This is a genomic window from Pseudomonas sp. 382 (assembly GCF_002759075.1).
GTDB classification, from domain to species: Bacteria; Pseudomonadota; Gammaproteobacteria; order Pseudomonadales; family Pseudomonadaceae; genus Aquipseudomonas; species Aquipseudomonas vlassakiae.
Window position 1 is genome coordinate 44,185 of the sequence record NZ_PEMX01000012.1, and the last position, 11,991, is coordinate 56,175.

Annotated in this window: 13 protein-coding genes and 1 tRNA gene; 8 read left to right on the top strand and 6 right to left on the bottom strand. The window is 57.3% G+C overall.

From position 1 onward, the window contains the following. Positions 1 to 4 precede the first annotated feature (4 nt). From CQW31_RS15545 to CQW31_RS15555, 3 genes are read left to right on the top strand one after another with little or no spacing between them, the layout of a single operon-like run. Positions 5 to 1,366, top strand: a complete 1,362-nt coding sequence (locus tag CQW31_RS15545; protein ID WP_023628680.1) for an integrating conjugative element protein — start codon at positions 5 to 7, stop codon at positions 1,364 to 1,366. A 2-nt stretch (positions 1,367 to 1,368) separates the two neighbouring features. Beyond that, positions 1,369 to 1,725, top strand: coding sequence for a hypothetical protein (locus CQW31_RS15550; RefSeq protein WP_023628681.1), 357 nt, complete (start codon positions 1,369 to 1,371; stop codon positions 1,723 to 1,725). Next, entirely contained in the window at positions 1,722 to 3,251 is a 1,530-nt protein-coding gene (locus tag CQW31_RS15555; protein ID WP_023628682.1) for a conjugal transfer protein TraG N-terminal domain-containing protein, read from the top strand. Before CQW31_RS15550 ends, CQW31_RS15555 begins: the two co-directional genes overlap by 4 nt. A gap of 39 nt (positions 3,252 to 3,290) precedes the next feature. On the opposite strand, the gene CQW31_RS15560 is transcribed toward CQW31_RS15555, so the two are convergent. After that, a complete protein-coding gene (locus tag CQW31_RS15560) occupies positions 3,291 to 3,641 on the bottom strand; it encodes a hypothetical protein (protein ID WP_023628683.1) in 351 nt (116 codons plus the stop codon). Between the two features lie 113 nt (positions 3,642 to 3,754). On the opposite strand from CQW31_RS15560, the gene CQW31_RS15565 reads away from it, so the two are divergent. The 5 genes from CQW31_RS15565 to xerC all read left to right on the top strand — a co-directional run bounded on the left by CQW31_RS15565 (position 3,755) and on the right by xerC (position 8,695). After that, a complete protein-coding gene (locus tag CQW31_RS15565; protein ID WP_023628684.1) occupies positions 3,755 to 4,036 on the top strand; it encodes a type II toxin-antitoxin system ParD family antitoxin in 282 nt (93 codons plus the stop codon). A gap of 4 nt (positions 4,037 to 4,040) precedes the next feature. Then, positions 4,041 to 4,394, top strand: a complete 354-nt coding sequence (locus tag CQW31_RS15570; protein ID WP_023628685.1) for a type II toxin-antitoxin system RelE/ParE family toxin — start codon at positions 4,041 to 4,043, stop codon at positions 4,392 to 4,394. A 113-nt stretch (positions 4,395 to 4,507) separates the two neighbouring features. Next, complete coding sequence (locus CQW31_RS15575) at positions 4,508 to 5,455, top strand: hypothetical protein (protein ID WP_023628686.1); 948 nt, start codon at positions 4,508 to 4,510, stop codon at positions 5,453 to 5,455. Positions 5,456 to 5,549: 94 nt separating this feature from the next. Next, a complete protein-coding gene (gene mobH / locus CQW31_RS15580; protein ID WP_028690576.1) occupies positions 5,550 to 7,445 on the top strand; it encodes a MobH family relaxase in 1,896 nt (631 codons plus the stop codon). Continuing rightward, the gene (xerC, locus tag CQW31_RS15585; RefSeq protein ID WP_023628688.1) at positions 7,442 to 8,695 is read left to right on the top strand and encodes a tyrosine recombinase XerC; all 1,254 of its coding nucleotides are present in this window, start codon (positions 7,442 to 7,444) and stop codon (positions 8,693 to 8,695) included. The genes mobH and xerC overlap by 4 nt, the downstream gene beginning before the upstream one ends. A 338-nt stretch (positions 8,696 to 9,033) precedes the next feature. Here xerC and CQW31_RS15590 read toward each other — a convergent pair. From CQW31_RS15590 to pal, 5 genes are all read right to left on the bottom strand, one after another. Beyond that, a tRNA-Lys gene (locus CQW31_RS15590) sits at positions 9,034 to 9,109 on the bottom strand. A 61-nt stretch (positions 9,110 to 9,170) separates the two neighbouring features. Beyond that, on the bottom strand, positions 9,171 to 9,845 hold the full coding sequence (queC, locus tag CQW31_RS15595) for a 7-cyano-7-deazaguanine synthase QueC (protein ID WP_054883394.1): 675 nt from the start codon (positions 9,843 to 9,845) through the stop codon (positions 9,171 to 9,173). 16 nt (positions 9,846 to 9,861) lie between these two features. Then, a complete protein-coding gene (queE, locus tag CQW31_RS15600) occupies positions 9,862 to 10,509 on the bottom strand; it encodes a 7-carboxy-7-deazaguanine synthase QueE (RefSeq protein ID WP_099814855.1) in 648 nt (215 codons plus the stop codon). A 156-nt stretch (positions 10,510 to 10,665) separates the two neighbouring features. Then, positions 10,666 to 11,481 (bottom strand): tol-pal system protein YbgF, encoded by an 816-nt coding sequence (ybgF, locus tag CQW31_RS15605; protein ID WP_054883396.1) that lies wholly within the window; start codon positions 11,479 to 11,481, stop codon positions 10,666 to 10,668. 6 nt (positions 11,482 to 11,487) lie between these two features. After that, positions 11,488 to 11,985 carry a peptidoglycan-associated lipoprotein Pal gene (gene pal / locus CQW31_RS15610; protein WP_023381906.1) on the bottom strand — a complete coding sequence of 166 codons (498 nt, stop codon included), beginning with the start codon at positions 11,983 to 11,985 and terminating at the stop codon, positions 11,488 to 11,490. Positions 11,986 to 11,991: the final 6 nt, after the last annotated feature.

An 11,991-nucleotide genomic window follows, 5' to 3' on the forward strand; every position in this document is an offset into this window, starting at 1 on the left:
CTATATGAACAAATTTACCATCGCCATCATTCTCGCTACTGGCATGGGCAGTACCTGGTGTATGGCTGAGGCCGCCGACCCAATCAAGGTGGAGTCCCAGGGCAGCGTGATCGGGGACGACGTGCTCTACAGTATCGGCGGCGGCAGCGCTGTCCAGATGGGCAGCGCTGGCCAGATGGAAAGCATCACCGTCGGCGCCGGCTGGCAGAACAACCTGGTCTGCGGAAACATGGACCTCAGCAACACCCTGCAGAACCAGCTGAACGGCGCAACACAGGGCTTCCAACAGATCATGGGCAGCGTCATCCAGAACGCGACCGGCGCTGTCACGTCGTTGCCGGCACTGATCCTGCAGCGGGCAAATCCCGCCCTCTACAACCTGCTGACCAACGGGATCCTGCAGGCGCGCCTCGACTACGACCGATCGAAGGGAACCTGCAGGGCGATGGCCGAACGGATGGCCGACATTGCCGGCGGCCAGATGGGGTGGGGCAAGGTTGCCGAAGGTCAGAAGATGGGGCAAGCCCTGGCATCGAGCAACGATGCCGTGGCAGTGGTCGACAAGGTCGAGCAAGCACCAGGATCGAACGGCGTGACTTGGGTCGGCGGTAAACAGGCCGGTGGCAATGGGCAGCAGCCCATCAAAGTGGTTGGGGATGTTGCCAAAGCAGGCTACAACCTCCTCAACAATCGCGCAGCTCAGGACACCTCGAGCATCCCGCAGTCCAGCTGCTCCAATGGACTGGTATGCGGCAGTTGGGAGTCTCCGGCCGAAGCCGCCCAGTTCGCAAACCGGGTCCTGGGTGAACAGCAGCTACAGACCTGTGAAGGATGCACGACTACATCGACTCCGGGTGTGGGCTTGACCCCGCTGATCCAGGAAACATACGACAAGAAGCTCGCGGCCCTGCAGGAGCTCTTGAAGCCCGGGACCCAGATCACCTCCGAGAAGCTGCGTGAAGCAAGCAGTGACTCCCTCCCCATTACCCGCGGCGTAGTTACTGCCCTTCGTGACGAGCGGGATCAGGCGGTGTTGGCCTCCCGCCTGGCATCCGAGGTCGCCTTGGCTGATGTCCTGGAGAAAGGTCTGCTGCTGCAGCGCATGCTGATTACAGGCAGCAAGGAACCCAACGTGAATGCGAACAAGCTCGCCGTTGAGGCCACACTCGGCCAGGTCGACACGCTTCAGCAACTCATCACCAACCTCAAGACCGAGCTCGACATGCGGCAGCAGCTCGCCAACAACTCTCCGATGAAGATCATCGAGCGCAGCAAGTCGCGCGCCGAAAGTTCCCGCTCGATCTACGAAGCGGCGCCTGAACAGGATCGCCTGATTCAGCTGCAGAAGCCTGCCGGCAAGGAGTGACCATGGCGGAAGATGTCGAGAAAAAAGCCCACCCCCTCAAAGTCCTCCTGGGAGGCGTGTTATTGAGCGTGGTGATGCTGTTGCTGAGCGTGTTGCTCGGCGTCATCGCGGTCAATCATCTGGGCGTGTTCGACACCTGGTTGAAGTGGCGTGAGGGCAATTACCTGCCACTGTTGCTATGGCGACTCGCCCTCTATGGCAGCATCGTCTTCGCGTGGGTGAAGCTCAAGGCGCGTCTGCCTGGGAGCGACGAAGATCAGTCGTCCAAGGGGGTTCAGCGGATCGAGTTCCTGGTACTCCTGTTGTTCGTGATCATCGAGATCTCGAAGGCGCCAATCACCTGGTCGGAGGTCCTATGACGCTCTATACGAACGACTACCTCGAGTATTACCTCACCCTGGTAGGGTGGATCATCAACAACGGGATCTGGGACATGATTTCGGACACGGGCCTTTTCGCCCTGCCCTTTATCATCATCGTGGCCCGTGAGTGGATCAAAGTCCGAGGAGAAGGCGCTGACGAGGGCAACAAGGGGGTGCTGTCCCTGGCTCGCATTGAAACCCAGCTGTACGTTGGGTATGTGGTTGTTTCACTGTGTGCTGTGCCAGCCATCTCCGTGGGATTTGACACTCTGCAGTTCGACCAGGCGCGAGGGAAGCAGTGCCAGGTACTGACGCCGGCGCCCTCGGAGACAGGCTGGAACACCACCTTCAGCTCGTTGGCCGGCAAGAGCGCGAAGGTGCCGGTGTGGTGGGCGCTCGTACACGCGCTGTCCAAGGGGTTGAATAGCGGCGCTGTTGCAGCAATCCCCTGCGGTACAGATCTCAGGCAAATGCGCATGGAGGTCGACGCGATGAGGATCGGCAATCCTCTGCTCGCGCAGGAGGTGGCAGACTTCACCCATGATTGCTTCGGCCCTTCCCGCGCGCGCCTGTTCATGCGTCAGCCCGACATTGGGTCGATCGCCAAAGACCAGAAGGCCCTACAGGACCTGAACTGGATCGGGTCCCACTACCTGCTGAACACGGCTGGTTACTACGACACGGATTACTCCAGAACACCCCGTACATCCTGGCCGTATGACACGAAACGAGATGATGGCATGCCCCAGGTTACCGGTGGTGGTGGGTATCCCACTTGCAAACAGTGGTGGTCTGACGGGAACATCGGCCTGCGGGACCGACTGAAAGCCCAAGTCGATCCTAGTTTGCTGAACCAGTTCCTCGGGTGGGCAAAGTGGCTGTCCCAGGAGGAAGTCACCGACTCGATGATTCGCCAGCTCGTGTCGCCTTCTAGCCAGGTCAACGGCGACGTCTACACCGATTATGGTGGACAGGTCGATGGAACCGTCTGGAACGGCCTTGCACGTGCAGGCGGAACATTGGGGGTCGCCGTCGGGTCGCTGGCCTTCTTCCCGGCGATGGACATGGTGCGCCAAGCCTTACCGATGGTAGTGGCCTTCCTCAAGATGGCCATGGTCATCAGCATTCCACTGGTGCTGATAATCGGTGCGTATCAACTGAAAGTTGCCATGACCATGTCAGTAACAATGTTCGCGTTAATATTTGTAGACTTTTGGTTCCAACTGGCAAGATGGGTCGACAGCACAATCATCGACGTTTTGTATGGTTCGGGCTCACCACACCTATCCTTTGATCCAGTGATGGGCTTGAACACCACCACTCAAGACGCGATTCTGAACTTCGTCATGGGTTCGATGTTCATCATCCTCCCGACCTTCTGGATAGTTGCTCTCGGCTGGGCTGGAGTGCAAACAGGGACGATCCTTAACGGTCTAACCAAAGGAACCGACGCTGTAGGAAAAGCTGGCAGCGAAGGGGGACAAATGGCTCAGAAGGCAGTGAAGTCAATCGGTGGGCAGTAGCGTTGATAAAAGCTTGGTCCTTTACTGAGACCAAGCTTTTCAAGGAAGATCCCGATCAAGACCGTCAGTACGCTCGCCCCACATATTGAGAGGGCAGCCCATAACTCCGTCCCGACCATAGGGGGCTTCTTTATCCTCGGAGAACATATCAACCTTATCCAGGTCAGCTTTGGAAAGTGCGTACAGGCCGAGAGCAAGTGAAATGACCGTCAGCAGCACCGACATAAGCCAGCTTATCGAGTTGGCTAAAATGAGCGCAATTACCATGGCGAGGACTACCCGCTTAACCCAACGGACTGTCGGATTCAAGTCATGCATGCAGAAGCGCGCCACACCTCCCAGGGCCCGGCCTAAGCGGAAGGCAATCGAGTGTTTGGCGGCTGCAGTCATGATTCAATCTCCTTGCCCTATGAGAGCATCTTGCCATCAGATATACGACAGCTTTGGCATTTTCGCAAGGGGTATGGCATAAAACGCCATCACCACTCATCAGGTTCACATCCATGGCCACCCACAATGTCGTCGTTCCACAGCCAATGGAGCAGTCCATTGATGAACTAGTCAGCACGGGTCGTTACCAGAACTTCAGCGAGGTCGTGCGTGCAGGCATCCGGATGCTGCTTGAGCATGAAGCAGCTGAGGCAGCCAGACTCGAAGCGCTGCGCAACGCAACATCAGTGGGCATCATGCAGGTCGAAGCAGGCCAATACGATGAAATCGATCCGGCCAATCTGGCAGCCTACCTCAATAATCTTGGAAGACTGGCGGGCGAAAAGCATGAGTAGGGCCATGGTTCGCATGTCCCCCCAGGCATGCATCGACATCGCCGATACGCTTCGCTTCACTGAGGTGAGGCTCGGTCAGTCCGTCAGGAGTCGGTATCAAGACCTGCTACAGCAGACGTTCCTCGCCCTAGCTGAACAGCCGACGCCGGTAGACAGCAAAATGCGTGATGAGCTTTCCCCGGGCCTTCGTAGCCTGCATCTGTCATTCAACGTGCTGCAGATGACTGACGGCCGCGTGATTAGACCTCGACATATCGTGTTCTACCGAGCTGGGACAGATCAAATCGTTGAGATACTACGAGTCCTCCACGATGCTATGGAGGTCGCACAGAATTTGAAACACCTGCATCAGCAGTAAAGGGTAAATGGCTCAACAGAAAATGGGCTTGAATGGATAATGGAATGGATCACAAGGGTAAAAGCCTTACCTGAAAGGGCCCAAAAACTGAAAGGGCGTCAAGGAGTTAGTCGATGAGTTTCTTAGGGAAAATGGTCCGCCTTGCGACGGTACACCCCCCGTTCATAAACAGCATGAGCAAGGACTTTAGAGACGAAGCAAATGCAGCTTTCGCCGCAAAGCTTAAACGTAGCAAGTTATACATGATCGGGGCTAGGCCACGGACAGAGTTTGGCGATGTACGAATCGTCGACACAGTAAATGACATTGCCCGGATAGAAATTAAGTTAGCAGGAGAGACAGTTGACTGGGGCTATATTAATCTGCAAGCAAATGTACCCCTTGGGGGAGCGGTACATGCGGCCTGGGACGACCAAATAATTCAGATCGGACACAACCGTCCAGGTCCTGGTGAGAAGATGCACTCACACACCTGGTATACCCCCGATTCAGTATACTGGGAAAAATCTAGGGGGAACCCAAACTTACAAGGATTCAACAATCACGCCATTGTTTGCAACTACGACCTACTTTATGTTGGGATAGCAAACAAGCAGGATAGTTTCGAGCGACTGCTAAATAAAGCTCATCAAGGTCGTGTTGAGATCCTTACAGAAGAACAGATTCGCTACCCAACCCCATCGAATCGAGTTTCAGACGAAATCGTATTATTCTTCTTCGACATTGATCCACTTATTATTCAGACATGGGCGCCTGAGGATGAAATGGATGACATGGTTTTGGATATTAATAGCTCGCGCACTATAGCAGATGCCGAAAAAGCATTTGTTAGCCTACTGAAACCCGAGTACAACAATGTTCAATTCAAAGAGTATCCAAGAGGAAAGGATGGCCTTTACGGTTCGGGCTTCAACGTCTATCAATACGTAATATTTGAAAATTTCACTTTTAACACACCATCTGGAACGTTTAATGGCTCAAGAAACGAATTTGGGCTGGGTAGCTCCGGGCACACCATCGTCGTAGAGGGGGACAACGTGACCCTCTACCCTCCCGAATGATGGCCATCTGCCAAGAAATCCGTTCCCCTCGGAATTCGCTTTACCGTTGATGCCATCTTGGCATTAAGAGAAAAGCCCGCTCCATGCACACCCCATGGAGCACCCTATGCAACTCCTCTCCTGGTTGAGCCGCAAACCGGCTAAACCAACACCAGAAGCCTCACCACAGGGCTTCCATCTGCCGGCGAAGGCTACTGCTCTCCTGCAGAGCCCACTCCGTCAGCAGCTCCTGGAGAACATCTGGCGCCGGGCTTCGCTCTCACGAGCTCAGTTCAATACCCTCTACCTTAAACCGCTCGAGCGCTACGCTGAGCTGGTGCAGCTGCTCCCTGCCTCTGAAAACCATCACCATGCCCACCTTGGCGGACTCCTGGACCACGGCCTGGAGATCGTGGCCTATGCCCTAAAGATCCGGCAGACGCACCTTCTGCCAATAGGCGCTCCACCGGAGTCCCAATCCGCTCAAGCAGAAGCCTGGACTGCAGCGGCCGCCTACGGCGCGTTGCTACACGACTTGGGGAAGATCGCTGTTGACCTCCGCGTCGAGCTCGAAGATGGCCGCGCATGGCACCCATGGCACGGCCCGATCAACCGCCCCTACCGGTTCAAGTATGTGAAAGGTAGGGAGTACCAACTGCACGGGGCTGCTTCAGCTCTTGTGTACATGCAAGTCCTGGACACCGGAATCCTGGACTGGCTCAGCGGTTTCCCTGAATTATGGAAGCAACTGATCTACCTTCTCGCCGGCCAGTACGAGCACGCCGGCATCCTCGGCGAAATGGTGATCCAGGCGGATAAAGCTTCCGTTGCCCAGCAACTGGGAGGCAATCCTGAACGCGCGCTGGCGGCCCCAAAGCAATCGCTGCAGCGACAACTGGCCGACGGTCTGCGATTCCTGGTGCGAGAAAAACTCAAGCTCAATCAGCCAGATGGACCGGCAGATGGTTGGCTGACGCAAGATGCGCTTTGGCTGGTGAGTAAGCCAGCAGCAGACCAGCTCCGGGCATACTTGCTGACCCAGGGTATTGAGGGAGTGCCAACCTCCAATGCTCCGTTCTTCAACATGCTGCAGGACCAGGCAATCATCCAGACCAATGCCCAGGATAAGGCGATCTGGAAAGCCACCATCGATAACGGCCGCGGTTGGAAGAACAGCTTCACCTTCTTAAAGGTCTCGCCGGTACTCGTCTGGCCGAATCCGGACGAACGCCCCCCTCTATACGGTGGCAGCCTCACCCTGGACCAGGAACCGGAGACAGTCGCGCAGGCGGGCACCAGTGCGGAAACCGTCTGTGCGGTACCGGATGAGCCAGTCGCCCCCTCGGGCGATGCAACTCAACCGCCGGCACGACCTCGAGCCCTAGTCCAGCCAACTCCAACCGAAGGGATCCGATCATCTGAGCGCGAAGAATTACTGTCACTGTATAGTAATATCACTGCGCCATCAGAAGAGCTAAGTGCTAGCCCAGGCTCAGCAGCCGCCTCCCCTCCTCAGCAAGGACTCGAAGAGGTAGAGCCGGCTGACGATTCTCTAGCAGCCACAGCAAGGAATGCTGCAATAAAAGATGTCACCACCATGCCTACGAGTAGTTCGCTGGGAGGAGCTTTCATCGCCTGGCTCAAAGCCGGGGTCGCCTCCCACAAATTGATCATCAACGATACCAAGGCCCTGATTCACACCGTCGACGACACAGCAATGCTCGTTACCCCTGGGATCTTCAAGCGATATGTGCTTGAGCACCCGGAGCTTGAGAGGATCGTCGGTAAACCGGGGACAGCGGCCTGGCAGCATGTACAACGCGCATTTGAGAAAGAGAAGAGCCACCAGAAAACCAGCAAGCAGCTGAACATCTGGACCTACGATGTAGTAGGCCCACGGAAGACCACGCAGCTGAGGGGCTACTTGCTTCTTGATCCGAAGCTGATCTTTGCTGAGCAGCCCCTGAACAACCCAAGCTTGCGACGAGTGACGGAAGGGGCCGCTGAATGACGCCCCAGAAATTGCTCCGGGAATACCTCGTCGATCACGACCTCCGGCCTGCCAGCGCGAAAATCTACGGCGCGGCAATGAAGAAGCTGGAAAAGAACTTCGGTAACGCTGTTGATGTGGAGACCATCGATCGACGGGACGTCCTTGCCTTAAGGAACAAGCTGATTGAAGGAGGTCTGTCGAAGCGCAGCTGGAACACTTACTCCAATCACCTCCGAACAATATGGGGGTACGGCATCGAGTACGGGATTCTTCCCAACACCGATGTGAACCCATTCAAGAAGACGACGGTAATTGCACCGAAGCGACAGAGCAAAATCATTGCCGGCGAAGCGATCGTCCGTGCAAGGCGGTGGCTCAGAAGTCTTGCTGACCAGGAGGAGTCGACTGGGGACCGGGCCAGAATCACACCAGCGTGGTTCTGGCTGGCAACTTTCGAGATGTTCTACTACACCGGCATACGGCTGAATGCACTGCTATGCATCCGGCTCAAGGATGTGGACTGGGATCGACGGCTGGTTCTCGTCCGCGGCGAAACCGAAAAAACACACCGCGAGTTTCGCATTCCCATCATGGATGGGCTAGCGCCGCACATTCAGCGCCTCGTCGATGAAGCTCGTCGAGCGGGCTTTGCCGCCGATGACCAGCTGTTCAACGTCAATCGTTTCTCCCGCCATTACAAGCGGCATGAAATGAACTCGGACCAGGTCGAGGCGATGTACAAGAAGCTGATCATCAGGCTCGGGGTGCGGATGACTCCGCACCGGTTCAGGCACACGCTTGCAACCGATCTGATGAAGCAGCCGGAAAGAAACATCCACCTGACCAAGAACCTGCTGAACCATTCGAACATCGCAACCACTATGAGCTACATCGAAGCCGACTATGACCACATGCGAGACGTACTGCACGAGCGCAGCATGCAGCAGGGGGCATTGAGGCTTGTACGTCGGGTGGATGAATGTAGTGCACCAAATTCGCGTCCTGGTGAAAGCGGTACCCGCACAGAGCCTGGTCGACGAATAACGATCGAAGAAGATGATCAAGGAGGTGGCTGCTCGGCACCAGAACGTCTGCTGATTGAGTTCAGGCAGAGCTGTGCCAGTGCTTTGCTACCGCCCGAAGATCTCTTTCAACCAAGCCTTCTGTTCAGCCTGATGGCATCGACAACAGGGTCTACACCTTTTGCTCGATCTCATTCTGCTGTCGCAGGCACTGTGTACAACGCCCGTGCCTCCCCGAAGTTCTGAACCGACGAATGGCAATGAGCCACTACATGGTTAGCTGAAGCAGGGCAGATAGCACATAACTGTTCCAGGTCACTGGTGCTAGGAAACTGGCGCCATGCCTTTGGCTGCGCGTGTTTTGGAGACGTCGCGAAGCGAGGTTTCGCGGAGGTGAGCAGCCCGCAAATCCCCTAAGTCATTGAGTTTTTTGGCCCAGGAACGAAAAAGCCCGCCATAAGTGGCGGGCTATTCCATATTGACATCACGCCGAAGCGAGCCTAAGGTTCGCTCCAGACGGCTGCAAGACTAGACATGGCTGTGGCAAGCCCCCCTCTCTAGCACTCACGAACCGCTGTGAATAATGGTGGGTCGTGTAGGATTCGAACCTACGACCAATTGGTTAAAAGCCAACTGCTCTACCAACTGAGCTAACGACCCGCTGGTTGGCGCGTATAATACTGATTTCTAACGGGAAATCAATACCCGAGCCAACCTTTTGTCAGAAGTAGCGGGTTGGATCTGCTACGCCCGCCGCCTTGAAACCATCGGCACGCAGGCGGCAGCTGTCGCATTTGCCACAGGCTTGGCCTTCATCATTGGCCTGGTAGCAGGACACCGTCAGGCTGTAGTCCACGCCTCGGGCGATACCCGCCTGCACAATCTGCGCCTTGCTCATGTTCTGCAGCGGCGCCTGGATGCGGAAGCCCTGCCCTTCTACACCGGCCTTGGTGGCCAGGTTGGCCATGCGCTCGAACGCCTCGACGAACTCGGGGCGGCAATCCGGGTAGCCGGAGTAGTCCACTGCGTTGACGCCGATAAAGATGTCACGCGCCTCCAGCACTTCCGCCCACCCCAGTGCCAGCGACAGGAACACGGTGTTGCGGGCCGGCACGTAGGTGACGGGAATACCCTCGCCCGGAGACTCCGGCACATCGATGCTGCTGTCGGTCAGGGCCGAGCCACCGATACCATCGAGGTTGAGGCCAATGACCTTGTGTTCGACCACGCCCAGGTCACGGGCGACGCGGGCGGCGGCGTTCAGTTCGGCGCGATGGCGCTGGCCATAGTCGAAGCTCATGGTGTAGCAGCTGTAGCCTTCGGCCTTGGCCATGGCCACCACCGTGGCCGAATCGAGGCCGCCAGACAGCAGGATTACTGCGCGTTTATCAGTCATCTGTTTCACTCCTCAATCAACGTCCGGGTTCGTCGTTCCACAGCAGCTTGTGCAGCTGCATCTGGAAACGCACGGGCAGGTTGTCGGCGACGATCCAGTCGGCCAGGTCGGTCGCGCTCACCTGGTGATGGCTGGGCGAGAACAATACCTCGCCCGCGCGTTCGGCCAGGTTGTACTGGATCAGCTTGGACACTGCCCAGTCGTAGTCCTCGCGGGAACAGATGACGAACTTGACCTGGTCGTTGCGGGTCAGCTGCTCGATGTTCTCGTAGCGGTTGCGGTGCGACTCTTCCGACCCTGGGGTCTTGAGGTCGACCACGCGGCTGACGCGCACATCGGTGCCCGAGATATCGAGGGCGCCGCTGGTCTCCAGCGACACTTCGTAGCCGGCATCGCACAGGCGCCGCAGCAGCGGCAAGGCGTTCGGCTGGGCCAACGGCTCGCCGCCAGTGACGCAGACATAACGCGGTTTGAAGCCGGCCACCTGCTCAAGGATCGAATCGAGGGTGCGAATGGTGCCACCAGTGAAGGCGTAGGCGCTGTCGCAGTACTGGCAGCGCAGGGGGCAACCGGTCAGGCGCACGAATACCGTGGGCAGCCCAGCCGTTCGTGTTTCACCCTGCAAAGAGTAAAAGACTTCGGTGATGCGTAATGTGTCTTGCATGTTCGCCACGGGCGTGACAGCTAAACAGGCTGTCCGCCTCCGTCAGGCACTGTCGCGGACTCGACATGGCGTTATCCGCTACAGCGTGTTTATAAAAGGGCAGTGATTCTAACGAAAAAACCCGCGACAGGCGCGGGTTTCTTGCAAAGGTACAACTTAGAGCTTCTGCAGGTCGCGTTGCGCCAGTTGCGCGGCTGAGGTGCCGGGGTACTGGGTGATGACCTGTTGCAGGATGCCCTTGACCTTGTCGGTGTGGCCCATGCGGCGCTCGACGTCAGCCAGCTTGTACAGCGAATCAGGCACCTTGCTGTGCTTGGGGTACTTCTGGCTGACCTGGGCGAACGCCTGGCTGGCCGCTGGCAGGTCGCCCTTGGCCAGGTTCACCTCACCCAGCCAGTACTGGGCGTTGCCGGCGTACTGGCTGTTCGGGTACTTGCGCAGGAAGGCGTTGAACGCCTGGCTGGCCTTGTCGAAGTCCTTCTGCTTGATCTGGTCGAAAGCGGCGTCGTAGTAGAGCTTTTCTTTCGCCGGATCACCGGGCTCGCTGCTGGCGGCCGGTTGTTGTGCAGCAGCGCCAGCGGCACCTGCTGCGGCACCGGCGGCGGCATTGGATGCACCACCGGTGGAGGAATTGTCGGGGGTCGCGGCAGGCGCGGCACCACTATTGATACGACGATCAAGATCCTGGTAACGCTCCAGGTTTTCCTGCTTCATGCGCGACACATCGTTTTGCAACTCTTCGATGATGCCTTGCTGACGGGAAAGTTGATCCTGCATCTGTTGCAGCTGCATGAACAGCTGGCCCTGTGCCGAAGCAGGGGTCGAAGCCCCTGCGCCGGCATAGGCGCCGCTCGTGCCATAACCGGAAGGTGGGTAAGCACCCCCGTTGTCATCAACTACAGGAACCGCAGCCCACGCCGAGAGCGGAAGGCTGAGTGCGAGGACGGTTACAGCACGACGGCACATACGCATAAGAACTTACTTACGCAGTTCTACGCGACGGTTCTGAGCCCAGGACTGCTCGTCGTTGCCGGTGGCAACTGGACGCTCTTCGCCGTAGGAAACCAGTTCCAGCTGAGCAGGGGAAACACCCTGCAGAACCAGGTAGCGCTGAACGGCTTTCGCACGACGCTCACCCAGAGCCATGTTGTACTCGCGGGTGCCGCGCTCGTCGGTGTTGCCTTCCAGGACAACGCGGTTGCCGTTGGCTTTCAGGTCCTTGGCGTGAACGTCCAGAGCGCGCATGGCTTCTGGCTTCAGGTCCGAGCTGTCGTATTCGAAGTAGAAGGTGGTGATTGCGCGCAGGGCAGCTTCTTCGCTCAGGGAGCCGTCAACTGCGCCAGTGTTGGCACCGTAGCCAGCGTTCGGGTCAACAGCGCCTTCACCAGCGTTGTCACCGCCTTTCGAGGAGCAACCTACAGCTACGGCCATGGCCAGAGCCAGCGCAGCAAATTTACCAAACTTCAGCATTTCCATCGTGAA

Bases quoted from the DNA above. Each gene is read 5' to 3' on its own strand.
- CQW31_RS15545 (WP_023628680.1), top strand. From the start codon at position 5: ATGAACAAATTTACCATCGCCATCATTCTCGCTACTGGCATGGGCAGT.
- CQW31_RS15550 (WP_023628681.1), top strand. From the start codon at position 1,369: ATGGCGGAAGATGTCGAGAAAAAAGCCCACCCCCTCAAAGTCCTCCTG.
- CQW31_RS15555 (WP_023628682.1), top strand. From the start codon at position 1,722: ATGACGCTCTATACGAACGACTACCTCGAGTATTACCTCACCCTGGTA.
- CQW31_RS15560 (WP_023628683.1), bottom strand. From the start codon at position 3,641: ATGACTGCAGCCGCCAAACACTCGATTGCCTTCCGCTTAGGCCGGGCC.
- CQW31_RS15565 (WP_023628684.1), top strand. From the start codon at position 3,755: ATGGCCACCCACAATGTCGTCGTTCCACAGCCAATGGAGCAGTCCATT.
- CQW31_RS15570 (WP_023628685.1), top strand. From the start codon at position 4,041: ATGGTTCGCATGTCCCCCCAGGCATGCATCGACATCGCCGATACGCTT.
- CQW31_RS15575 (WP_023628686.1), top strand. From the start codon at position 4,508: ATGAGTTTCTTAGGGAAAATGGTCCGCCTTGCGACGGTACACCCCCCG.
- mobH (WP_028690576.1), top strand. From the start codon at position 5,550: ATGGAGCACCCTATGCAACTCCTCTCCTGGTTGAGCCGCAAACCGGCT.
- xerC (WP_023628688.1), top strand. From the start codon at position 7,442: ATGACGCCCCAGAAATTGCTCCGGGAATACCTCGTCGATCACGACCTC.
- queC (WP_054883394.1), bottom strand. From the start codon at position 9,845: ATGACTGATAAACGCGCAGTAATCCTGCTGTCTGGCGGCCTCGATTCG.
- queE (WP_099814855.1), bottom strand. From the start codon at position 10,509: ATGCAAGACACATTACGCATCACCGAAGTCTTTTACTCTTTGCAGGGT.
- ybgF (WP_054883396.1), bottom strand. From the start codon at position 11,481: ATGCGTATGTGCCGTCGTGCTGTAACCGTCCTCGCACTCAGCCTTCCG.
- pal (WP_023381906.1), bottom strand. From the start codon at position 11,985: ATGGAAATGCTGAAGTTTGGTAAATTTGCTGCGCTGGCTCTGGCCATG.